The organism is Nocardia sp. NBC_00881, assembly GCF_045207455.1.
In the GTDB taxonomy this organism is placed as follows: Bacteria; Actinomycetota; Actinomycetes; order Mycobacteriales; family Mycobacteriaceae; genus Nocardia.
In genome coordinates, this window is record NZ_CP108798.1 from 5,327,318 (window position 1) to 5,348,104 (window position 20,787).

At 67.7% G+C, this 20,787-nt stretch carries 22 protein-coding genes; 7 read left to right on the forward strand and 15 right to left on the reverse strand.

Features of this window, described 5'->3' with window-relative positions; genetic code table 11:
- Positions 1 to 11 precede the first annotated feature (11 nt).
- Both OH799_RS22720 and OH799_RS22725 read right to left on the reverse strand, forming a co-directional pair.
- Positions 12 to 455 (reverse strand): DUF3151 domain-containing protein, encoded by a 444-nt coding sequence (locus OH799_RS22720; RefSeq protein WP_406267558.1) that lies wholly within the window; start codon positions 453 to 455, stop codon positions 12 to 14.
- 527 nt (positions 456 to 982) lie between these two features.
- Positions 983 to 1,918 carry a hypothetical protein gene (locus tag OH799_RS22725; RefSeq protein WP_406267561.1) on the reverse strand — a complete coding sequence of 312 codons (936 nt, stop codon included), beginning with the start codon at positions 1,916 to 1,918 and terminating at the stop codon, positions 983 to 985.
- Positions 1,919 to 2,555: 637 nt separating this feature from the next.
- On the opposite strand from OH799_RS22725, the gene OH799_RS22730 reads away from it, so the two are divergent.
- Positions 2,556 to 3,524, forward strand: a complete 969-nt coding sequence (locus OH799_RS22730; protein ID WP_406267563.1) for a hypothetical protein — start codon at positions 2,556 to 2,558, stop codon at positions 3,522 to 3,524.
- A gap of 116 nt (positions 3,525 to 3,640) precedes the next feature.
- The gene (locus tag OH799_RS22735) at positions 3,641 to 4,693 is read left to right on the forward strand and encodes a fused (3R)-hydroxyacyl-ACP dehydratase subunits HadA/HadB (RefSeq protein ID WP_406267566.1); all 1,053 of its coding nucleotides are present in this window, start codon (positions 3,641 to 3,643) and stop codon (positions 4,691 to 4,693) included.
- Positions 4,694 to 4,695: 2 nt separating this feature from the next.
- Here the strand turns inward: OH799_RS22735 and OH799_RS22740 are convergent, their stop codons facing one another.
- From OH799_RS22740 to fbaA, 3 genes are all read right to left on the reverse strand, one after another.
- Positions 4,696 to 6,177, reverse strand: coding sequence for a DUF4185 domain-containing protein (locus OH799_RS22740; protein ID WP_406267569.1), 1,482 nt, complete (start codon positions 6,175 to 6,177; stop codon positions 4,696 to 4,698).
- Positions 6,178 to 6,303: 126 nt separating this feature from the next.
- Positions 6,304 to 7,419: a BTAD domain-containing putative transcriptional regulator gene (locus OH799_RS22745; protein WP_406267572.1), complete on the reverse strand. Its 1,116-nt coding sequence runs from the start codon at positions 7,417 to 7,419 to the stop codon at positions 6,304 to 6,306.
- A 32-nt stretch (positions 7,420 to 7,451) separates the two neighbouring features.
- Complete coding sequence (fbaA, locus tag OH799_RS22750) at positions 7,452 to 8,486, reverse strand: class II fructose-bisphosphate aldolase (protein ID WP_406267576.1); 1,035 nt, start codon at positions 8,484 to 8,486, stop codon at positions 7,452 to 7,454.
- A gap of 300 nt (positions 8,487 to 8,786) precedes the next feature.
- On the opposite strand from fbaA, the gene OH799_RS22755 reads away from it, so the two are divergent.
- Together OH799_RS22755 and OH799_RS22760 are read left to right on the forward strand one after the other, a co-directional pair.
- Positions 8,787 to 9,443: a DedA family protein gene (locus tag OH799_RS22755; RefSeq protein WP_406282400.1), complete on the forward strand. Its 657-nt coding sequence runs from the start codon at positions 8,787 to 8,789 to the stop codon at positions 9,441 to 9,443.
- A 10-nt stretch (positions 9,444 to 9,453) separates the two neighbouring features.
- Entirely contained in the window at positions 9,454 to 10,146 is a 693-nt protein-coding gene (locus OH799_RS22760) for a DedA family protein (protein ID WP_406267580.1), read from the forward strand.
- Between the two features lie 12 nt (positions 10,147 to 10,158).
- Here OH799_RS22760 and OH799_RS22765 read toward each other — a convergent pair whose 3' ends face one another.
- Positions 10,159 to 11,247 carry a glycoside hydrolase family 76 protein gene (locus tag OH799_RS22765; protein WP_406282404.1) on the reverse strand — a complete coding sequence of 363 codons (1,089 nt, stop codon included), beginning with the start codon at positions 11,245 to 11,247 and terminating at the stop codon, positions 10,159 to 10,161.
- A 472-nt stretch (positions 11,248 to 11,719) separates the two neighbouring features.
- Positions 11,720 to 12,223, reverse strand: a complete 504-nt coding sequence (locus OH799_RS22770; RefSeq protein WP_406267583.1) for an SPW repeat protein — start codon at positions 12,221 to 12,223, stop codon at positions 11,720 to 11,722.
- Positions 12,224 to 12,355: 132 nt separating this feature from the next.
- Between OH799_RS22770 and OH799_RS22775 the strand changes: the two genes are divergently transcribed.
- Positions 12,356 to 12,802: a MarR family winged helix-turn-helix transcriptional regulator gene (locus OH799_RS22775; protein WP_406267585.1), complete on the forward strand. Its 447-nt coding sequence runs from the start codon at positions 12,356 to 12,358 to the stop codon at positions 12,800 to 12,802.
- Positions 12,803 to 12,987: 185 nt separating this feature from the next.
- On the opposite strand, the gene OH799_RS22780 is transcribed toward OH799_RS22775, so the two are convergent.
- Together OH799_RS22780 and OH799_RS22785 are read right to left on the reverse strand one after the other, a co-directional pair.
- The gene (locus OH799_RS22780) at positions 12,988 to 13,674 is read right to left on the reverse strand and encodes a TrmH family RNA methyltransferase (protein WP_406267588.1); all 687 of its coding nucleotides are present in this window, start codon (positions 13,672 to 13,674) and stop codon (positions 12,988 to 12,990) included.
- A 44-nt stretch (positions 13,675 to 13,718) separates the two neighbouring features.
- Entirely contained in the window at positions 13,719 to 14,060 is a 342-nt protein-coding gene (locus OH799_RS22785; protein ID WP_406267591.1) for a DUF4190 domain-containing protein, read from the reverse strand.
- A gap of 265 nt (positions 14,061 to 14,325) precedes the next feature.
- Here OH799_RS22785 and OH799_RS22790 point away from each other — a divergent pair, with 265 nt between their 5' ends.
- Together OH799_RS22790 and OH799_RS22795 are read left to right on the forward strand one after the other, a co-directional pair.
- Complete coding sequence (locus OH799_RS22790; RefSeq protein WP_406267595.1) at positions 14,326 to 14,904, forward strand: Uma2 family endonuclease; 579 nt, start codon at positions 14,326 to 14,328, stop codon at positions 14,902 to 14,904.
- A 62-nt stretch (positions 14,905 to 14,966) separates the two neighbouring features.
- Positions 14,967 to 15,413: a hypothetical protein gene (locus OH799_RS22795; RefSeq protein ID WP_406267598.1), complete on the forward strand. Its 447-nt coding sequence runs from the start codon at positions 14,967 to 14,969 to the stop codon at positions 15,411 to 15,413.
- On the opposite strand, the gene OH799_RS22800 is transcribed toward OH799_RS22795, so the two are convergent.
- From OH799_RS22800 to OH799_RS22825, 6 genes are all read right to left on the reverse strand, one after another.
- The gene (locus tag OH799_RS22800) at positions 15,397 to 16,116 is read right to left on the reverse strand and encodes a lysoplasmalogenase (RefSeq protein WP_406267601.1); all 720 of its coding nucleotides are present in this window, start codon (positions 16,114 to 16,116) and stop codon (positions 15,397 to 15,399) included. The two genes, OH799_RS22795 and OH799_RS22800, sit on opposite strands and share 17 nt — an antisense overlap.
- A gap of 3 nt (positions 16,117 to 16,119) precedes the next feature.
- Complete coding sequence (locus tag OH799_RS22805) at positions 16,120 to 17,178, reverse strand: beta-ketoacyl-ACP synthase 3 (protein WP_406267603.1); 1,059 nt, start codon at positions 17,176 to 17,178, stop codon at positions 16,120 to 16,122.
- Between the two features lie 52 nt (positions 17,179 to 17,230).
- Complete coding sequence (gene pyrE, locus OH799_RS22810; protein ID WP_406267606.1) at positions 17,231 to 17,782, reverse strand: orotate phosphoribosyltransferase; 552 nt, start codon at positions 17,780 to 17,782, stop codon at positions 17,231 to 17,233.
- A 3-nt stretch (positions 17,783 to 17,785) separates the two neighbouring features.
- Complete coding sequence (locus OH799_RS22815; protein WP_406267609.1) at positions 17,786 to 18,595, reverse strand: SDR family NAD(P)-dependent oxidoreductase; 810 nt, start codon at positions 18,593 to 18,595, stop codon at positions 17,786 to 17,788.
- Positions 18,596 to 18,650: 55 nt separating this feature from the next.
- Complete coding sequence (locus OH799_RS22820) at positions 18,651 to 19,742, reverse strand: hypothetical protein (protein WP_406267612.1); 1,092 nt, start codon at positions 19,740 to 19,742, stop codon at positions 18,651 to 18,653.
- Positions 19,743 to 19,873: 131 nt separating this feature from the next.
- Positions 19,874 to 20,665, reverse strand: a complete 792-nt coding sequence (locus OH799_RS22825) for a DUF5666 domain-containing protein (protein ID WP_406267615.1) — start codon at positions 20,663 to 20,665, stop codon at positions 19,874 to 19,876.
- Positions 20,666 to 20,787 lie beyond the last annotated feature (122 nt).

The window sequence follows — 20,787 nt, forward strand, 5'->3', positions numbered from 1 at the left end:
ATCACTACGGTTCAGTCGAGGCCGAGCTCTGCGGCCGCACGGGGATCGCAGTCTTCCAACAGGTCCAGGCAGCGCGCGTACTCTTCCGCCTCGCCGATCGCCTTTGCCGCGCGGGCCAGCGCGCCGACGCTGCGCAGGAACCCACGATTGGGCTCGTGGCTCCACGGCACCGGGCCGAAGCCCTTCCATCCGTTGCGACGCAGGAGGTCGAGGCCGCGGTGGTAGCCGGTGCGCGCGAAGGCGTACGCGGCGACGATGTCGTGGTTGACCGCCTCGTCTCGGCCTTCGCCTCGGGTCAGCGCCGCCTCCGCGAGGTGGGCCCACGCGATCGAGGCGGCGGGATGGTCGGCTGCAACCCGCACCGGATCGGCGTTGTCGAGGAGCGCGTCCTCGGCTTCGGAGATTTCGGGTAGCAGTACCGGTTGCGGTCCGAGTAGGTCACCGAACGAGGTCATGTGCATCATTGTGCACCGCTGACCGACTTGCTCAATAGGCGGCTGCCTCGCCTTCACTCCGCCCGGCGCGGAGCTGTGGACAGACTTCGCCCGGCCGCCCCATCATGCGGCTGCCTCCTTCGGTCGGCCCGGCGCGGGCCGATGACGGACTTCGCCCGGCCGCGCCTATTAGGCTGACCGTCGAGTTCCACTGTTCCGCCTGAGCGAGGGGTGTGCGTGTCTGACGCGAACGACCAGAAAAACCCGGCGCGGGATGTCGCCCGACCGGCCGACGCGGCTGGGGCCGACGCACGCCCCGATGCCGCCACCGAATGCACCCCGATCGCCGGGGCGGGCGACCGGCCTGCTCCGGCCCCGCCCACCGAACCGATCGCGCAAACGCCTGCGGGGACGCGGCGAGGTACGTCGGCGCAGGAGTCGACCGACGCCGCGCCGTCAAGTAGCGAAGCCGCCGAGCGTGGTGCGAATCCTGCTGGTGCGGACGAATCCGGAGCAGGCACCGCGGGCGCGGCGACGCCCGCCGTGCCTCAGGTCAGCACCCCGGATCGGACCGGCGCGCTCGGGAGATGGTCGGCTGGCCCCCGGAAAGGTACGAAGTCGACGACCTCCGGATCGGCGGCCGCGAAAAGGGCGACCGGCGCCGCACGCTCCACGAATCCACCGGCCTCGGATCCCCCAGACGCACCGAGCATCCCAGCTTCCGGTTCAGCCTCCGACACGACCGACCCCGGACCCGCGGGCGCCACGAATACACCTTCATCAGTGCCGGACGACAGCACGACCTCGCCGACGCCGCGATCCGTGGATAGCACAAGCTCACCCACGCCTTCCGGCCCCACGGACAGCAAGAGCGGCCAGGCTGCCGCGACGACGAGCTCGAACTCACCCGCCTCAGGGCCAGCGGGCCAGGCCGACGCACCCACTCCCGGATCGACGAGCTCGACGCGCACACCTCCCGCCGGACCGGCAGGTGGGGTGAACCACACCGAGCCAGGATCGACCGGGCAGAACGCACCCGCGTCCGGAGCCACAGGTAAGGCAAACGCACCCGCCCCCGGATCGACCGCAACGGGCACACCTGCCCCCGGACCAGCGGGTAAGGCAAACACTGCCGCACTCGGATCGACCGGACCGGGACCCTCCGCCTCCGAAACAGCGGGTTCCGGCAAGGCGGGTTCCGGCAAGGAGGACTCGGCGAGCGGTAACCCGGACGCGGCGGCGGGCGCGGGACAACGCTCCGAATCGGGCGGAGCGACCACCTCCGCACCGACCGGCGCCTCGGCGGGGCGCGCCGCGGTACAGGATTCGGACGCGAAAACCGCGGCAACCGAACCGACTTCCCCGGCGACCGACGCAGTAAAGCACAAGGCGACCGGCGGCGGTACTTCCGGGTCCACCGCAGCCGCATCGCGGGCCGGGTCTACGCGGGGCCGATCAGGATCCGAGGCGCCAACCGAGGTCATCAAGCGAGGCCAGGCGAGCTCCGAGGCACCTCGAGATGCCATGCCTGACTCGACGCCATCGGGCCGTCCTGCTTCGAAAGGTACTGCGGCACAATCGAACAAGCCTACCAAGGGCGTGGTGACTCCGTCCGGAACCGCCGGACCGTCCAGCGCGGCAACCGCCGGTGCCGCGGGAGCAGCCGCCGTGGCAGCCGGTTCCTCGGCCGGCGACACCTCAGCTACTGACACCGTGTCGACAAGCGCTGACGCGACACCGACCGGTTCCGCGCCAGCGCGCTCCACCGCTGCCGGTACGGCGGACGAGTCCACGTCACCGAGCGGTTCCGCGTCGACGGATGGCGCCGAGTCCGCAGTGAGTTCCGCATCAGCCGGTGGTCCCCGCGCAGCAAGCGGTACGGCGCCTGATACCGCAGCGGACAAAGCCGCGGCGACGGGCAAAGCCGCACCCCCGAGCGGTTCCCCGTCGACGGATGGACCCGCATCTACGAGCAGTTCAGCCCCCCGAAGCGGTGCGGCGGCTGGAACCCCCGCCGAGGCGGCAGGCGCCTCCGGGACCGCGGGCTCAGAAGCGGAGACAGCGGCGATCCGGCAGAACGACTCGGAGCAGGCGGGCGGCGGGGATGCCGCGACGGAGGTGATGCGCAGGCCGCAACCGCCGAGCGAGCCCGGTGGCCCGGAGGCGGGCAAGGCGCAGGCCGAGACGCCGGCGGCGGAGGATGATCAGATCCCGCCTGGTTCGGACGCGGTGACCATGGCGATGCCCGTGGTCGATCTGGACGACGCGCAGACTGTCGCGCTGCCGATCCAGCGGGCCGCCGACGGCAGCGGCAAGGCAGGTACCGATCGCGTTGTCCCGCGTGCGGCGGGGCCGGTGCCGATCACCAAGCCGCCGAGCACGCCGCGTCCGGCGTCCGGGCCGAAGCAACCTGGACCGCAGGGCCCGGCGACACACCCACAGCATGCACCGGGACCGGTCGGGGAGACTCCGCAACGCCCACCAGGCAAGCCGCGGCAGGGGGCGACAGCCCCCTCGCCCGCAGACGTCCAGCAGACCGTGCCCGCACAGCCACTGGCGGGCCCCCGCCCGCCACAGCCTCGGCTGATCGCCCAGCCGCAGCGCATCGCCCCGCCACCACGGACCGCGTCCGACACCCTCACCTCGACCACGCGATCCAATCGGTGGCTGATCGCCGCGGGTGCGGCAGCCGTACTGGTGATTGTGCTGGTCGCGGTGATCGCGGCGCTTGTCACGAACTCCGACAACTCACCGGAGGCGCAGGTCCGCGCCGCCATCACCGACTACACCCAGGCACTGAAGACCGGCAACCTGGTCACCCTGCGCGAGACCACCTGCGGTCCGCTGCACGACTTCTATCAGGGCATCCCCAATGACCAGTTCGCCGGCGTGCACACCCTGTCGATGGAGCGCAGGAGCATCCCCGTGGTGGACAGTATCGATGCCATCCGCATCACCGACAACACCGCCATCGCGCAGGCCACGGTGTACACCGAAGCCGACCCGACGAAGCGGTCGGCACGCACTTTCGACCTGCAGCGAACCGACGACGGATGGAAGGTCTGCGACCCGCCCTCCAGCACCCAGTGACCACCTGGAGACTCGATAGGAACACACATCGATTCCTGGTCGCGCACGTCACACTTACCTGGTCAATGGTCCGGTTCGCCAGTAGCATGGCCCGGATCATGGGCAGGGAACAAACGATGACGCGGACAGACTTCGACGCCGTGGCGGTGCTGGAGCCGGAAGGACAACGGTTCCGGGCACTCGATCATTACGAGGTCGGCCGGGAGAAGGTCCGCGAGTTCGCCCGCGCGGTGCAGAACCACCACGGGGCTCATCAGCGGGAAGCGGACGCATACGCGCTCGGCTATGACGGGATCATCGCGCCACCGACCTTCGCGTCGGTCGTCGGCATGAGTCGGACAAGGACGCTGCTCGAATCGGTGCTCACCGACTACGACCTGTCCCAGATCCTGCAGACCGATCAGGTCTTCGAGACCTACCGGCCGATCCTGGCCGGCGACCGGCTCGGCTGCGAGATCGTGATCGAGTCGATCCGCAAGTTCGGCGACAACGACTTCATCGTGTTGCGGTTCGCGCTGACCAACCAGCACGACGAGGTCACCATCATCGGATCGACCACGATCGTCGCGCGCCGCGGCGTGCAGGCCGACGCGAACCTCGACCACGTGGCCGAGAACATCATGATGCACGGGCATTCGAACGATACCGAGACGGCCGCACCAGATCTGGCCCACAACGATGTGCTGGTTCCGCTCGGTGTCAGCCCGCTGACCGAGCCGACCGATTACGCGATCGCGCCGGTGTGGACGGTGCCCGCCTTCGACGAACTCACCGTCGGCGATCGGCTGCCCGGCGCCACATTCCGGCTCACCCGCGGCGACCTGGCCAACTACGCGGGCGTCTCCGGCGACGCCAACCCGATCCACTTCAGCGATCAGGCCGCGCACCTTGCGGGGCTGCCGACCGTCGTCGCGCACGGCATGCTGACGATGGGCCTCGCGGGCGGCTATCTGACTTCCTGGCTGGGCGATCCGATCGCCATCCGGAAGTTCAGCGTGCGGTTCTCGGGCTTCGTCCCGGTCGCCGCGGACGCGGCAAGCACGGTGGACTTCACCGGCCGGGTCAAGTCGCTCGACCCGCACACGCGAACCGCGACCATCCTGCTCGGCGGCACTTTCGAGGGCCGCAAGCTGTTCGGCCGCGCGCTCGCCGAGGTCCGGTTCACGTAGGATCACTCGCCCAGCACGGCGCGCATCAGGTAAACGTTGTAGTCGCTCCAGGTCGAGATGGTGAAGTAGAAGTCCGATCCGGACGACCACGGGTGGATGAAGCCGCCGTACAGCTCCGGGTAGTTCAGCACGGTCACCGTCGGCGTGCTCTCCGACCACACGCCCTGCGGTGAATTCGCCTCGCGGACGACGATGGCGGCCTTGGCCGTATCCAGATAGCTCATCTGCCAGACGTCGCGGGCAGCGTCGAAGCGGACCGAGAGTTCACCGGCCGGACCGTTCACAATCGATGTGGCGGAGTCGAATCCGCCGACCGGTGTCCAGCTGCCGTCGCGCCAGTATTGGTAGGCAGTGGTGTTGAGAATCTGGTCCTTGGGCACCCTGGCCAGGCCGACCGCACCGAGGCGAGTGTTGGGCGTGCCGAACATGTACACGTAATCGCCGTGCGGAACCATCGCGCTCACTTGGAAATTCGCGAGACCGAAGATGTTGTCCCAGCGGGCGTGCGAGTCCTTGGTCCAAGTCTGGCCGTGGTCGTCGGAATAGGCGATACCGCCGTAGTTGGTGAAGAACGTGCCGGGAATGCTGTTCCAGGTCCGAATGGACATGTAGCTCAGGTACTGTCGGTCGCCCACCGCGAAACCGGAGGTGGGGATCGTGGTGACCTCGACGTTGTCGAGCTTGCGGCTGGAGAGCACCTCGGCCGCGTGGCACCGGCTGTCGGTGACCATGCGGTCGTAGGTCATCCCGTCGGCCAAGTCGCGGTCGGTGCTGAAGGCGAGCACGTTGCTACGCCAATCCATTCCCATGCCACCCGGTGGATGGAAGCCGCGCCCGACCGTGTCACCGAACGCGGTCGCGATCTCGCCCGGCGCACTCTCCCACATGATTCCGAGATCGGTGCCGTCCACCTGCCAGCGCTTGTCCGTGCGGTTGACCGAGTTCGCGCCGGTCAGTTTGGCCACCTCGCGCACCGCCGCGATCCGCGGCGCCGGCCGGGCAGGCGACTGTGCCGCGGTCTCGACCGGTGGCCGCACCGGCGCGGGCGGCGGAGGCGCGGCGCCGGGATCCGGGCCCGGACCGGGAATCGCGAAGTGGAAAGGCTTGAGATTCAACAGGATCTCCGGAATCCCGACCAGCGCACCGAGTCCGGGTGGCGCACCGGGCAGGTCGGTGAGATCGGGGCACGGATTGGCGCACGGGTCCGGCGGCAGCTCCATCCGTGTCCGCGTCGGTATGGCGTCCGGCTGCTGCGGCGGGAGCACGGTGATCACCGGATACGGAATCGGCACCTCGAGTGTCTTGGGCACCAACGGCTCATGGGCTGCCACCGGATCGGTCGCGCACGGACCAGTGCCCGGCACTCCGACCCCACGGTCGGATCCGGTCGCCCCCGGTGCCGCGGCGGCAGGTCGGTCGGCGTACAGCAACGCCCCCGCCCCGACCACAACCACGCCGACCGCGGCCATCCATCGCATGGCCATAGGTACCCCTCGAAGTCCGTCGGACACGCACCAGCGGAGGCGACCTTACCCTGTTCGGTGACAGAAACCGGCCAACCGACACGTCCGGCACCGGCACCGAGGAACGGCGACGCCGATCGCCTGTGATCAGTGCACGGCCTCGAAGGTCAGGATCGTCGCGCCGATGCGAATCAGGTCGCCGTCGGCCAGCAGCGCGCCGGTGTCGATGGGATTGTCGTTGACGTACACGCCGTTGGCCGAATGCAGATCCTTGATGAGCAGCCCGGCCCGACTCGGCATGATGTGCGCGTGGTAGCGGCTGACCTTGGGATCCTCCAGAACGAGGTCGTTGTCGGTCATCCGGCCGATGCGTATACCGCCCTGCGCGATCGCCACCACGTGACCGTCCATCCGTAACTGCCCGCTGCGCACCGCGCGCGGCATCTCGGTGACCGTCTCGGTCATCGCCGCGGCCATTCGTTCGATCTGGCGCAGTTCGACCGTGTTCAGCGGCTCCTGCCGCAGCACCCGCTGTTCCAGATCGACCAGCACAGGCCCGGGATCGATGCCCAGTTCGTCGGCCAGCACCGCACGCACCCGTCTGCACGCGTCCAGCGCGTCGGCCTGGCGTCCGGACAAATACAGCGCGCTGATCAGCTGACCCCACAGCGGTTCGCGCAGCGGATGCTCGGTCGTCATCGCGACCAGCTCGCCGATCACCGAAGACGCACGCCCACAAGCAATTTCGGCATCGATTCGGGCCGAGGCGGCGAGTAGACGCTCCTCGTCCATGGCAGTGGCGAAACCGTCGGCGAACTGCAGACCAGCCAAGTCGGCCAGTGCCCGGCCGCTCCACTCGCGCAACGCCGCGCCGAACAGTTGCGCGGCGCCCGCGTGATCGCCGATCTCGGCGGCGCGAGTGCCCGCCTCCCGCGCCGCCTCGAAACGCCCCAGATCGCAGGCGGTATCGGCGATCTCCAGCCGGTAGCCGGAGGACTCGGTGCGCAGCACCTGCGCCGGGTCCACACCCGAATTCCGCAGTGCCTTGCGGATATTCGAGACGAACACCTGCAGGCTGGCGGCATAGGAGTCGGGCGGATCCTCGTTCCACACCATGTCGGCCAGCGCGGCCGACGACACCGCTCGCCGCCGATTCACGGCGAGCGCGGCAAGCAGAGCTCGCGGCTTGGGCCCGCCCACCGCCACCGGCTCATCGCCGACAAGCAGTCGCACGGGCCCGAGCACGCGCACATCCAAACTCATGTGCTTCAAGCCCCCCGAAGGGTGTAACCGGGTCAGGCGCTGATCGAGCGTCCCGCGGACTTCAGATCATTGCACGCCTCGAGGACTCGCGCCGCCATCGCCGACTCGGCCTTCTTCAGATAGCCGCGCGGGTCGTAGGCCTTCTTGTTGCCGACCTCGCCGTCGATCTTGAGCACGCCGTCGTAATTGGTGAACATGTGCCCGGCGACGGAGCGGGTGAACGCGTACTGGGTGTCGGTGTCGACGTTCATCTTCACCACGCCGAAGCGCAGCGAGTCCTCGATCTCGGACTTCAGCGAGCCCGAACCGCCGTGGAACACGAAGTCGAACGGCTGCGCGTCGGCGCCGACGCCGAGCTTGGCCACGGCGACGCGCTGGCCCTCGGCCAGCACCTCGGGCTTGAGCACTACGTTGCCCGGCTTGTACACACCGTGCACATTGCCGAAGGTGGCGGCGAGCAGATACCTGCCGTTCTCACCCGCACCGAGCGCGTCGATGGTCTTCTCGAAGTCCTCGGGTGAGGTGTAGAGCTTCTCGTTGATCTCGGCCTCGACGCCGTCCTCTTCGCCGCCGACGACGCCGATCTCGACCTCGAGGATGATGTTGGCGGCGTGCGTCGCCTTCAGCAGTTCCTTCGCGATCTCCAGGTTCTCGTCGATCGGGATCGCGGAGCCGTCCCACATGTGCGATTGGAACAGCGGGTTCCGGCCGGCGTTCACCCGCTCCTGGGAGATGGCGATCAGCGGGCGCACGAAGCTGTCGAGCTTGTCCTTCGGGCAGTGGTCGGTGTGCAGCGCGATGGTCACGTCGTACTTCGCGGCGATCACGTGCGCGAACTCGGCCAGCGCGACCGCGCCGGTCACCATCTCCTTCACACCCTGGCCGGAACCGAACTCGGCACCGCCGGTGGAGAACTGGATGATGCCGTCACTGCCCGCATCCGCGAAACCCTTGATGGCCGCGTTGATCGTCTCCGACGACGTGCAGTTGATGGCCGGGAAAGCGAAGGAATTGGCTTTGGCCCGACCGAGCATCTCGGCGTAGACCTCCGGAGTCGCGATGGGCACAGTAAGACCTCCGTGTTGTTGCGGCGAAAGACCTATTTTGTCTGCCATCACCCTAAGGCAGCAGTGTTTGGCCTGGTATGCAGGGAGGGAGTGCGGAGTTGGCCGGCGGGCAATTTTCGCGCACAGCGAGAGCTTTCTCAGGTGTAGCCGGTACTGTGGTGCCGGTAATTGCGCTGGCAGCTTCCGACGCGGTGGTAAGCAAGGCAGGCCAGCCGTTTCGGGACAGGAGGCCACGTGATTCTGCAGGCAGCGACGGAATCGGTGACGAGTAACCTCGCGCTTACCGAGTTACTCGACCCGATGCACCTGCTCACGGAGACGTGGCTCAAGAACGCGGTGCTCCCGGCGATCCTGGTGATCGTCTTCATCGAGACCGGTCTGCTCTTCCCGATCCTGCCCGGCGACTCGCTGCTGTTCACCGGCGGCCTGCTGTCAGCGCAGCCGCATCCTCCGGTCTCGATCTGGGTACTGGTGCCCGCCGTCGCGCTGATCGCATTCGCCGGTGACCAATGTGGGTATTGGATCGGCCGGGCCATCGGGCCCGCGCTCTTCCACAAAGAGGACACCCGCTTCTTCAAGAAGCACTACGTGACGGAGACGCACGAGTTCTTCGAGAAGCACGGTCCCAAGACGATCATCCTGGCCAGGTTCGTGCCGATCGTGCGGACTTTCATGCCGGTGCTGGCCGGTGTGTCCAAGATGGACTACCGCAAGTTCGTCGCCTTCGACATCGTCGGCGCGATCCTGTGGGGCGGCGGCGTCACGGTGCTGGGCTACTTCCTCGGCAACGTCGCCTTCATCAGGGACCACGTCGAGGCGATTTTCCTGCTCATCGTGTTCGTGTCGATTCTGCCGGGCGTCATTGCGGTAGGGCGGAAGCTGCTCGACCGCGGTGGACCCGAGGCGCCAGCGGTCGAGGCCGAGCTGGCCGCCTCGACGAACGAGCCGACCCGCTGAGCCGGTGTCCATGGCGTCGTCGCCCCTAGCTGTGGGCAGTTTCGATCCGCTGATGTCGGCGGGCCCCGCGCTCGTCTGGACAGTGGTGTTGACCTTTGTCTTCCTGGAATGCGCTGTGATCCTCGGGCTGTTTCTGCCCGGCGACTCCATGCTGATCACCGCCGGCATCGTGATGGCGTCCAACGCGTCCAACGAAGCCCACGTGTGGGCACTGTCGCTGGGTGCGATGGTCGCGGCCATCGCGGGCAACCAGGTCGGATACGTGATCGGGCACCGGACCGGTCAGCATCTGGTCGCCCGCAAGGACGGCAGATACATCAACGTCCGCAACCTGCAACGGGTGACGGAGTTGTTGCACCGGCACGGGTTCGTGGCGGTACTGGTTGCCAGGTGGATTCCGTGGGTGCGCACGCTGTGCCCTTCGGTCGCGGGCGCGGCGCGGATGGACCACCGCAAGTTCACCGTGGCCAGTACCGTCGGCGCGATTATCTGGGCGCCGGTACTGCTGCTCATCGGCTACTACGCGGGAAGCTTCCTGGAAGGGATCCCGTGGCTGATGCCGATCGTGATCGGCACGCTGGTGGTCGGCCTTGTCATCGGGACCGCGCTCGGCGTTCGGCACTACCGGCAGGAAATGTCTCGGCCCGCAGAGGATTTCGCGATGGAAGGCGCGCCGAGCGCTCTGCTGGAAACCGAGAGGTGAGGCGCGGGGCGGTCAGAGGCCCGCTGCACTGACCAGGTAGGCCGCCTCCATGAGCAGCCAACCGGACAGCTGCACGGACAGGTCGCGTTCGGGGACCTTGGATGAGGTCACCGAACCACCGGAGGTGAAATATCCGGCCCCCGCACTGCCGCCAGGAAGTTGCGCGGGCCTACTCCAATCGTGCCCGAACAGCGGCTCACCCTCGACGTCGAGCCGGTTCGCCCAGGCCGCCGTGGCGGACGCACGCACGATCGCGGCCGCCGCACGCCGATCGGCGACCTGCTGACGGTCCTCGCCCGGCAGCATCAGCGCGACCAGCGCCAGGTAGCGGACCAGGATGCCATTGAATAATCCGCCGTCGCCGCCACCGCCGCCGTTCACGACACCGCGGGTGGTCATGTGCTCCTCGACGGCGGCGAGCAGCCGGTGCACGCGCTCGGTGTGCCGAGGCTCGCCGGTCTGCACGGCCAACTCGGTCTCCAGTCCGAGTACCACGCCCTGGCAGTAGGTGAAGACGGGCCGTTCGATCTCACCAGACGGCAGATGAATGCCATCGAGGATCAGCCCGGTCCCCGTGTCCCGCAGCGTCTCGTCCAGCCAGTCGGCCATCTCCTGGGCGCGCTCGATCCGTCCGAGTCGCAGTAGCGCGATAGCGGCGGGACCGTTGGCGGGCGCGTTGAAATAATCTGAACCGACGCGCCAAGGCAGGCCGCCGCCGGTCTCCGGCTTCCAACCCGCGTGGAGCGCTTTCTCCAGAGCGACCAGTGCGCTGCGCGCCGCACCGATACCCTGGGTGCGCTCGGCGCGTTCGAGCGCGATCGCCAGCCAGGCCATGTCGTCGTAGTAGCTGTTGGTCCAGCCGGTGATGTTGCGGATCCGATGCGAGCGCGCGAGGGCGGCAATCCGCTTGCGGCGCACCAGAGTCGGCACTCTGTTCGCAGCGTCGGTCACGCAGTCGATCAGATGCGCCTGCCACCAGTAGTGCCACGAGCCGAAAACCCGCTCCCGCTTCGTGGCGGGCCACCCGACGACCCCCAGTTCCGTGCCGGGCAGCGCCCACAGCGCGCGCAGGTGACGCGAGACGATCGCGGATTCGAACATATCCGCCCGTTCGGACCACAGGGTCGGAGACGCCACCGCGTCCCTGCCCGCCTGGGAACGACTGATCGGCGGACGCGGTGCCGCGGGCTGCGGGGCCTGATCCCCGTTCTGCGCGCGCGGCACCTCGATATCGTCGCTCCGCGAGGTCATGGGTCATATAGTGCCAGCCGAGAACGGATTCACGCGCCCGATTTGTTACAGAAGTGATGTGAAATCGTGCCGCTTCCACTTCCCGCAGGAAGATCTCCTGTTCGCGGCGTGCCGCGCGGCTCACCGCGCCGTCGTGAGGACACCAGCCGCCACTGCCGAGACCGGTGCCCGCCGCAGCCGCATCACCGCACACGGTGATGCGGCTGCGGACCGCTTCGCCGACCTCGAACACAGGCCTGGTGACTTCATGCCGCCCACGGCCGCCAGTCCTGCCCGACCGGGTCCATGCCGGCACGGAAACCAGTGGCGCGCCCGCTTCGTTTCACCGCGTGGAAGTCTCCGGCGGAAGCCCGGACGGCCGCTGGGTTCGAGTCGCACTCGCAGGCGGCGCCTCGCCGGTGAGTCGTCCAGTCCGGCTCATTCCGAGGAACATCGAGCCCAGACCGAGCAGCACAGCGATTGCGCCGGCGACCACGTTGTTCCAGATCGTCGATGCGGTATCGACGTCGCCGCTGACGACCCAGGGAGCCAGGATCGTCCAGAGGCCGATGAGCGGAGCAGCCCAGACGATGCCGTGGGTCCGGCCGTACACCGAGGCGAAGCCGAGAGCCAGCATCGCGAGGGCGATCCCGACGATGAGGTTGTTGCCGGTCAAGGTCGAAAACCCGTTGAATCCGACGACCCAGGGGGAAATCGCGATGTAGAGACCGGTCAAAAACAGCAGGCCGGTGACCGCCTGGGCGTCCGGCGCCTCCGAAGCGCGCTCGTACTTCTCCCGCAACTCCACGATGTCGGGATGCCGACTCATCATGGTTTCACTACTCATATTCTCCACCACCCTTCAGACGTAGTGGCGAGTCGAAGCCCTCCCGAGCCGGGGCGGCCCGCGATCGGCCGCGAAACACGGCTCGTCCTGATCGCCACTCACTCGTATATCATGCCGTGATATTATCACTCTATGACGCAAGGGTCCATGTCATCGCCTGAACACCTCACCGACCAGGAGTACTCGAGATTGCTGACGTTCCGCGCCGGGCTTCGCCAGCTCCTACGTTGGAGTGAGCGCCGGGCAGCCGAAGTGGGACTCACCGACACCCAGCACCAACTGCTACTGGCGATCCGAGGGCATTCCGATCCCGGCGGGCCCAGCGTCGGAGAGATCGCCGGATACTTGTGCACCCGCCACCACAGCGTGGTGCAACTGATCGATCGCACCGAGCAACTCGGCCTCGTCGCCCGCAAACGGGAGCAGGGCAAGGACCGCCGCGTCGTCCACCTCACGCTGACCGAGGCGGGCAAGGAAGTCCTGGCCTCGCTCAGCGCCGTACATCTGGAAGAACTCCAGCGACTGACCCCCCTCGTCAGCGCCTTGGACGACACCACCGTCATGCCGCAAGCGGGATGAGAGGTGCCGGTCCGGGCACAAGCCGGACGAGCCGTCGACGGTAGGGGTCGGCGGGGAACGCGTCACGATTGAACGCGACGCCGAGAACTAACAGATCGACCGCGAGGAAAGCAGCACCTGACAACCACATCCGGAGTGTCCGAGAATCGCTGGGTACTCGGACCTCACGACGGCGTGCCGCGCGCTCACCACGCCGTCGTGAGGTCGGCGTGTTGACGGATCCACGCGTGCATCGCGATCCCAGCGGCCACGCCCGCGTTGATGCTGCGCGTGGAACCGAACTGCGCGATCGACACCGTCATCGTCGCCGCGGCTTTGGCGTGCTCGGTGACACCCGGGCCTTCCTGGCCGAACAGCAGCAGGCAGGCCCGCGGCAACGAAACCGTCTCCAGGGGGACGGAGCCGGGCACGTTGTCCACGGCCACCACCGTCAGCCCCGCCCGTTCGGCGAACACCAGCAGTTCGCCGACATCGGTGTGGTGCTCGATGTGCTGATAGCGGTCGGTCACCATGGCGCCACGGCGATTCCACCGCCGCCTGCCCACGATGTGCACGGCCGCGGCGGCGAAGGCATTCGCCGTGCGGACCACCGTTCCGATGTTCGCGTCGTGCCCGAAGTTCTCGATGGCGATGTGGAACGGGTGCCTTCGCCGATCGATGTCGGCGACGATCGCCTCACGGGTCCAGTACCGGTAGGCGTCGACCACATTGCGGCGATCGCCGCCCGCCAGCAGCTCGGAATCCAGACGCGGATCGTCCGGCGGCGGCTCGGCGTGCTCGCTTTCCCACGGACCGACACCGTGCGGATGCGCACCCCACTCCGTCGGCCCGGTCAGGTCCTGCTCGGCCGCGTCCGGCACTGAATGATTCACCACCACGATGCTAATTCCGGCCACCGCGCCGTCGACGGCCTGGTTCAGTAGCTGGAACTCGAGCTTCCTTCGAGGACGCCCAGCACACCGAGTACCACGACCAGCACGACGACCGACAGGCTGAGGATGAGCAGCACCGTTGCGATGATGCCGCAGATGTAGCCTGCGTTGACGTTCCCCCGGCCTCCGATGGCGCCACCCGAGGCGTCGATCTCGTTGAGCGCCCGCTTGCCCATCACCCAGGCAAATGGCCCGACCAGCTGACAGAGCACGAGGCTCAGGATCCCGAGAATAAGAATCGTGGTGGCCTGTGGATGATCCGGTTGCGATCCGTAGGCACCGTAGGCCGGATAGCCGTACGGCGGCGGCTGCGGGGGGTAGCTCATCAGCAGGATGGTAGCTGGTGCGGCCGGCTACACCACACATTCGGCGGTCAGCTCACTCGAACGCCCACGCTACAACCATGGAGTCCATGACCCGGTACGGAAGGGCGCGCGCAGCAGGTATCGGCAAACTCGGTCTCCACCCTCCGACACCCACCACGGCCGCGCCGGCGGTATTGCGACTCAGACGGTGACAACGTGCGGTCGTGTCGGTGGGCTGTGCCAGACTTGGCCACAACGCGGTATCCGTGCGGGGAGGGAGGAAGCGATGACCGTCGACGTGCACTGGCCCGATCATCTGCTGACCCTGGAGGACTGGGTCGCGCTGCCGGAGGACAGCAGTCGTAGTTATGAGCTCGTCGAGGGGATTCTGGTCGTGTCACCGAGGCCGGTGTCGCAACATCAGCGCGCGATCTGGCGGCTTGCCGCGCAACTGGAACCGCAGCTGCCTCGGACCCACGGCGTACTCACTGAGTCGGAAATGGTGATCGAGCCCGGCCCATACCCGACCATTCGGGTTCCCGACGTGCTTGTGGTGCCCGCTGCGGGTATCGACGCCAATCTGTCTCGTTGGGACGCCGCCGATGTCCTGTTGGCCGTCGAAATCCTGTCCGTCGGCTCCAAGCGCACCGACCGCGTCACCAAGTTCTTCGAGTACGCCGAGGCCGGCATCGAGCATTACTGGCTGATCGACCTCGACGAGCCTGCCAGCCTGACTGCCCACCGTCTGATCGAAGGCGACTACGAGCTGGTCGCCGAGCAGTCCGGCCGAGCGACGCTGGATCTCGCCGGGACACCGATCACGATCGATATCACCGCGCTGACCAGTAACCGCGCGGGCCGGTAGCGACGCGGCGCGGGGTGGCACGCGCCTATCCTGGAGGTCTCACAGTCTGGGTGGAGGCTGGTATGGACCACGGGCGGATACTGCGGACGGTGCTCGGCATAACGGCCGCGTATCTCGTGTTGCTCGCGTTCTGGCTGGGGTGGGTGGTGCACCGGACGCCCCCGGGAACCGTGCCGTATCAGATCGTGGCGCTGGTCGGGCTGTTCGGCTCGTGCGTCGGGATCGGGATGATGCTGGCGGTGCGGCCGTCGAAGGAGGACCGGCAGCTGTGGCGGCACGGCTTGGAGGGCTGGGCGACCGTCGAGCGCGTGCATCGGCTGGAGCTTACCGACCACCACACCGAAATCACCGAGTTGGATCTCGAGCTGACCGTACCGGGCTCCGAAAGTTACCGGGGGACAGTCGTTTTCGATGCAGCCCCAGCCGACAAACCCCGGCTCGTTGTCGGCGAGACCATCTCGATCCGCGTCGATCCCGCGAACCGGGACCGCATCATCCTGGTGCTGTGATCCCCTCCGGGACGGCAACCTTCACATGCGCCTTCGGATCTGCGAGCAGATACTGTGCGGCCGCGTAGGTCGCCAGGATGACGCCTTCGGTGATCCGGCGAGCCCGCTCGCCTCGCGTGAACAACCTTCGCAGCACGATGAGCCCGTCCGAGACGGTAAACAGCAGCGCCCCCAATCCTAGGCGGCTGCGCGGATCCGCACCGGGAACATTCACGCCCCCAACGTTTTTCGCCGCGGGTGCCAGTGTGCGATCCGAGGCCAGCACTGCCGCGAACCCCAGGGTGGCGCCATACGCCGTGAGCGGCACCGCCACCGACGGCGCCTTGACCCGCAGCAACCCGGCAGCCCCCACCCATGCGGCCACACGTGGGGCGACGATTCCGGCGGTCGGTCGGCCGCCCATCCGCCACCACAGCGTCGAGTAGCCGGCCTGCATCACTGCGAAACTCGACGCACCCGCGATCAGCCGACGATCGTTGTCCGGGTCGATGAGCAGGATGTCACCGACCGTCGCGGCGCCGAGCGACCCGATGAGCATAGTGCGCTCGGCGGGCGCCAATTCGGTCCCCTCGGTCGCGACATCTGCCGCAAGTAGGGGCATCAGCAGCGGTTTCGCAATCCACTGCGCCTGCTTCCTCCCGGTGACGGCACCGTAGACGGTGATCGCCGCCGCGGCGAGAAATCCGGCTCGGAACGGCCGCATCGGCTAGAAACTCGGCTCGACCGGTGCGGGCGGCAGCGTGACGACCTGACCCGCGTAGCTCAGCCCGGCGCCGAAACCGAGCAGCAGCGCGGTCTGGCCGCCCTTGGCCTTGCCGGTCACCAGCATCTCCTCGACCGCGAGCGGAATCGAGGCGGCCGAGGTGTTGCCGGAGTTCTCGATGTCATTGGCCATCGGGATGTCGTCGGCGAGGCCGAGGTTCTTCTTCATCAGCTCGTTGATCCGGGAGTTGGCCTGGTGGGGGACGAAAACCTCGATGTCCTCCTTGGCCACGCCGGAAACCTCCAGCGCGGTGGACAGCGCCCGCGGCAGAGTGACCGCGGCCCAGCGGAAGACGCGCGAGCCCTCCATACGCAGCGACATCCGGCCGACCGGCTCGGCCTCCGGGTCGAGGCCCTGCATGGACTGCGCCCGGTGCATGTATTCGAGGAAGTCGATGTCTTGCGTGATGGCGGCCGCGTTCTCGCCGTCGCTACCCCACACTGTCGGGGAGATGCCGTTCTCCTCGCTCGGCCCGACCACTACGGCGCCCGCGCCGTCACCGAAGATCATCGCGGTACCGCGGTCAGTGGGATCGAGCCCGACGGTCATCGTCTCGGCGCCGATGAGCAGCACGTATTCCGCGGAACCGGACCGGATCATGTCGGCGGCCACGCCGAGACCGTATCCGAAACCGCCGCACCCGGAAGTCAGGTCGAACGCAGCGATCCCGTTGATACCGATGTCGTAGGCGACCGATGGCGCGCCGTGCGGGGTGAGTTTGAGCCAGGTCGACGTAGCCAGGATCAACGCGCCGATCTTCGACCGGTCGATGCCGCTGTTGACGATCGCGCGCTCGCCCGCCGCTGCCGCGATCGACCGCAGTGTCTCGTCACCGCTGATCCACCGACGGTTGCGGACACCGGTCCGCTCGTAGATCCACTCGTCGGTGGAGTCCAGCACCTCGCACACTTCTACATTGCTGACCAGGCGCTTGGGTCGATAAGCGCCGATTCCGAGCATCGCGACGTTTTCGCGGCTCCTTCTGACTGCAATGCTCACCACTGGTGACTCACGCGACCTTCACCTTTCCCGAAAAACCAGACCATCGTCCAGGCTATCCCAGGGCGAGGTCGTCGAGTCCGAGGATCGACCGGTACTCCAATCCCTCGGCCGCGATCACCTGGTCGGCGCCGGTTTCCCGGTCGACGACGGTGGCGACGCCGACGACGGTGGCGCCCGCGTCACGCAGCGCGCGCACCGCGGTCAGCGGCGAGTTTCCGGTGGTGGTGGTGTCCTCGACAACCAAGACCCGTTTGCCGATGATGTCGGGGCCCTCGATCTGGCGTTGCATGCCGTGTGTCTTCGCCGCTTTACGCACCACGAAGGCATCGATGGGGCGGCCGGGAGCGTGCATCACGGCCAGCGCGACCGGGTCGGCACCCATGGTCAGACCGCCGACGGCGTCGAATTCCCAGTCCGCGACCAGCTCGCGTAGCAGCTTGCCGATCAACGGGCCCGCGCTGTGATGCAGGGTGGCGCGGCGCAGGTCGACGTAGTAGTCGGCCTCCTTACCCGAGGACAGGGTGACTCTGCCGTGCACCACGGCAAGCTCGCGCACCAGCGCGGCCAATCTGTCCCGATCATTGGTAATCACCTGGTTGATCATGGTCTACGTCCTTCCGCGTGCGGCGAACAGGCCGCGATTCAGTCGGGCCGCCAGGGTTCGCGGGATCATTCCGGCGACGGTGGTGAGCGCTTTGTACTGCATACCAGGCACGCTGAGCACCCGGCCCTTCTCCAGATCCGTCAGAGAGCTGGTGATCACCTGGTCGACACTCAGCCACAACGCTTTCGGCAGCGACGACATCTCGATACCGGCTCGCTCATGAAATTCCGTGTGCACGAATCCCGGGCACAAAGCTTGGACCCGCACCCCGGTGCCGACCAATCCGCCCGCCAACCCTTCCGTGAAGGATACGACGTACGCCTTGGACGCCGAATATGTCGAGCCGCGCCCGGGGATCAGGCCCGCGACGCTGCCCACGTTGACGACGCAGCCTTTGGCCGCGGTGATCATCGACGGCAGCGCGGCCCTGGTGAACCGCACAACCGCCACCACGTTGACATCCAGCTGCGCCTGCAACTGCGCGGCGGGCAGGGTCCAGAACTCCCCCGAGTTCGCGAATCCCGCATTGTTGACCAGGAATTCGACGCCCTCACCCAGTCGCGCCGCTACCCGCTCACGGTCGGACTCCCGCGCGAGATCCGCGACGAGCACCTGCGAGCGGGTAGCGAACCGGTTCTCCAGTTCGGTCGCGAGCGCTTCGAGGCGCGGCTCGTCCCTCGCGACCAGCACCAGGTCGTAGCCGAGCGAAGCCAGACGGGTCGCGTAGCCCTGACCGATGCCAGAGGTAGGGCCGGTGATCACGGCGACCGGGCGGGTGGCGCCGGGCAGACGGAGATGCGCATGCTCGGTCATGATCGCTCGATCGGACGGAAGCGTGCGGAAACGGCTACGGCAGGAGCCCAGCCGGTCACTTCGGCACGGGTCCCTGGTAGGGACGGAATCCAGGATGGAACGGTCCGCCGGGCGGCTCGGCCGGGCGCTCCGCGCGCGGTGGCTCGCGAGGCTCGGACTCCTCGCCGGTCCAGTCGTCCGCAGCCGGACGAACGTCCCGCTCCTCGCGCGGCGGCCAGTCGTCGGACTCGCGCCAATTCTCATCGACAGCCCGGCGGTCGTCACGGACTCGCGCGTTCGGCACCACCGCGAGCGATGGGCGACGCGAAGGTTCCGGCGCGGCCTCGTCCGTGAGTGGCGCGCGGTCGTCCTGATCGGCCGCGTAGGAATCCTGCGCGAACGACTGCTCGTCGTATTCGTCCTTGCGTGCCCGTGGCGGTTGCGGCCTGGCGGAACCGGCCGAAGGGTCGTCCCCATGGGTCTCCGGCTCGTCCTCCTGCCGGCGACCGCGCGGACGTGGACGACCCGGGTCGTGTCCGCCGCCGTCGAAGCGCGGCTCGCTGACCGGAGGCAACACGTGCAGCAGGCCGGACAGGCGGAGCACCGCGTCGATCGCGGTCTCCCAGTCCCGCGAGGAGGTACCGACCGACAGCATGCCCAGCGTCCAGTTGCCCTCGCTCCAGAGCATCTGCACGGTGTCGGGCAGCGCCTCGATGAAGGCGACCATCCGTTGATCGACCGCGTGCCTGGCGATCTCGGGATTGGTCGCGAAGACCACCCGGTCGCCGATAGCGCCGAGCAGTTCCAGATCGTGATCTTTGGGCGGGGAGGCGGTCTTCAGCCGCATGTCGACGTCGATGTCCGAGCCGATCTGGCGGCGAACCGCGACCAGCGTCGCGGAATCCTCCAGGTCGAACAGCACGAACTTCTCGCCCTTGCGAATGCCGGAGACCACGTCGACCGCGGAGAGATAGCCCAGTTTGGCCAGCGCGCCACGCCGCCACGTGGAGGCCAGCGCAGGCTCCACCGATACGTAGGTATAGCTCTGGGACTTCGCCCAGACCTGCCGCGCGTGACCGGTCCGCTGCCGCTGGATCCGATCGAAATACAGCAACACGATCGCGCCCACGAGCGCGATCGTCGCCAACCCGAACCACATTGCCGTCATCGCCGCCTAGCCTAATAGGCGCGGCCGGACATGGTCCGCCATTGGGCCCGCGCCGGGCCGAGCGAAGGCGAAGCAGCCGCCTGTCGGCACCGGACGAAGGCCCGTCACCGAGTCGTGGCACGTCGGTTCGCTCATCGCCCGCCTCCCCGTAGCGACGTGCTGACGATGACCTTCGCCTGAATCGATCCGTCCGCGGCCTTGTCGCCCTGGATCAACACGATCTCGCCGTTGGGCAGATCGGAGACCTTGGTGCCGGACAGCGAGATCACCTGGGTGTTCGCGTCGGTACGCACGGTGACCGTGTCGCCGAGCACCGTGCTGACGGTCAGTGTGCCTCCGTTGTTGGCGGTGATGGTGCCCATGGTCGCTCCGAGGCCCTCGATGTCGCCGAGGCCGGGCACGCTCGGGATCCCGCTGGGCGGGGTCGGCCGAGGGCTACGGGTGCCGGGGACGGACTTGCTCGTGGTGAGCACCGACGAGGCGCCCGCACTGCTCGCCGAGGGCGAATCCTTGCCGCCGAGCAGAACACCGGCGACCACACCGACCGCGCCGATCAACAGCACGACGCCGATGGCGAGCGCGATCCACAGTCCGGTGTTCCGCCGGGGCGGTCGCGGTTGCTCCGGAGGCTGCCCGGCGCCGGGCTGCATCGCGGAGCCCACCCTCGGATCACCGTAACTGCCCTGGTAAGCGGCCTGCTGGGGGTCGTAGGCGGGGAACTCGCGCGTGGCGTTCGGCCCGGGCGCCGCCCACGACCCGTACTGCTCGGTCGCGGGATATTCCGAGGGCGCTCCGGTGCCGTACACATCGGTGTACTCCGTGGTGTGCGGCGGCTCGCCGTACCCGGACTTGCCCGGCGGACCCAGGTGCTCGGTCGGCGCATCCTCCGGCCGCTGTCCCCACGGATCGTTCGGGTTGGTCATGGGGTCCAGGGTAGGTGGTGTTCGATTTGCGGCGCCGTGTTGGTTTTGCCGCGCCTGCGGCGCGGCGTGTTCGCGGCCCCCTCTTGGCTCGGGCCGCGAACGGACAATGCTCGGTCTCGCTC

Bases quoted from the DNA above. Each gene is read 5' to 3' on its own strand.
- pyrE (WP_406267606.1), bottom strand. From the start codon at position 17,782: ATGATCAACCAGGTGATTACCAATGATCGGGACAGATTGGCCGCGCTG.
- OH799_RS22775 (WP_406267585.1), top strand. From the start codon at position 12,356: ATGACGCAAGGGTCCATGTCATCGCCTGAACACCTCACCGACCAGGAG.
- OH799_RS22815 (WP_406267609.1), bottom strand. From the start codon at position 18,595: ATGACCGAGCATGCGCATCTCCGTCTGCCCGGCGCCACCCGCCCGGTC.
- OH799_RS22720 (WP_406267558.1), bottom strand. From the start codon at position 455: ATGACCTCGTTCGGTGACCTACTCGGACCGCAACCGGTACTGCTACCC.
- OH799_RS22800 (WP_406267601.1), bottom strand. From the start codon at position 16,116: ATGCGGCCGTTCCGAGCCGGATTTCTCGCCGCGGCGGCGATCACCGTC.
- OH799_RS22745 (WP_406267572.1), bottom strand. From the start codon at position 7,419: ATGAGTTTGGATGTGCGCGTGCTCGGGCCCGTGCGACTGCTTGTCGGC.
- OH799_RS22795 (WP_406267598.1), top strand. From the start codon at position 14,967: ATGGACCACGGGCGGATACTGCGGACGGTGCTCGGCATAACGGCCGCG.
- OH799_RS22770 (WP_406267583.1), bottom strand. From the start codon at position 12,223: ATGAGTAGTGAAACCATGATGAGTCGGCATCCCGACATCGTGGAGTTG.
- OH799_RS22755 (WP_406282400.1), top strand. From the start codon at position 8,787: ATGCACCTGCTCACGGAGACGTGGCTCAAGAACGCGGTGCTCCCGGCG.
- OH799_RS22735 (WP_406267566.1), top strand. From the start codon at position 3,641: ATGACGCGGACAGACTTCGACGCCGTGGCGGTGCTGGAGCCGGAAGGA.
- OH799_RS22725 (WP_406267561.1), bottom strand. From the start codon at position 1,918: ATGACCTCGGTTGGCGCCTCGGATCCTGATCGGCCCCGCGTAGACCCG.
- OH799_RS22760 (WP_406267580.1), top strand. From the start codon at position 9,454: ATGGCGTCGTCGCCCCTAGCTGTGGGCAGTTTCGATCCGCTGATGTCG.
- OH799_RS22785 (WP_406267591.1), bottom strand. From the start codon at position 14,060: ATGAGCTACCCCCCGCAGCCGCCGCCGTACGGCTATCCGGCCTACGGT.
- OH799_RS22730 (WP_406267563.1), top strand. From the start codon at position 2,556: ATGCGCAGGCCGCAACCGCCGAGCGAGCCCGGTGGCCCGGAGGCGGGC.
- OH799_RS22740 (WP_406267569.1), bottom strand. From the start codon at position 6,177: ATGGCCATGCGATGGATGGCCGCGGTCGGCGTGGTTGTGGTCGGGGCG.
- OH799_RS22825 (WP_406267615.1), bottom strand. From the start codon at position 20,665: ATGACCAACCCGAACGATCCGTGGGGACAGCGGCCGGAGGATGCGCCG.
- OH799_RS22765 (WP_406282404.1), bottom strand. From the start codon at position 11,247: ATGTTCGAATCCGCGATCGTCTCGCGTCACCTGCGCGCGCTGTGGGCG.
- OH799_RS22790 (WP_406267595.1), top strand. From the start codon at position 14,326: ATGACCGTCGACGTGCACTGGCCCGATCATCTGCTGACCCTGGAGGAC.
- OH799_RS22820 (WP_406267612.1), bottom strand. From the start codon at position 19,742: ATGACGGCAATGTGGTTCGGGTTGGCGACGATCGCGCTCGTGGGCGCG.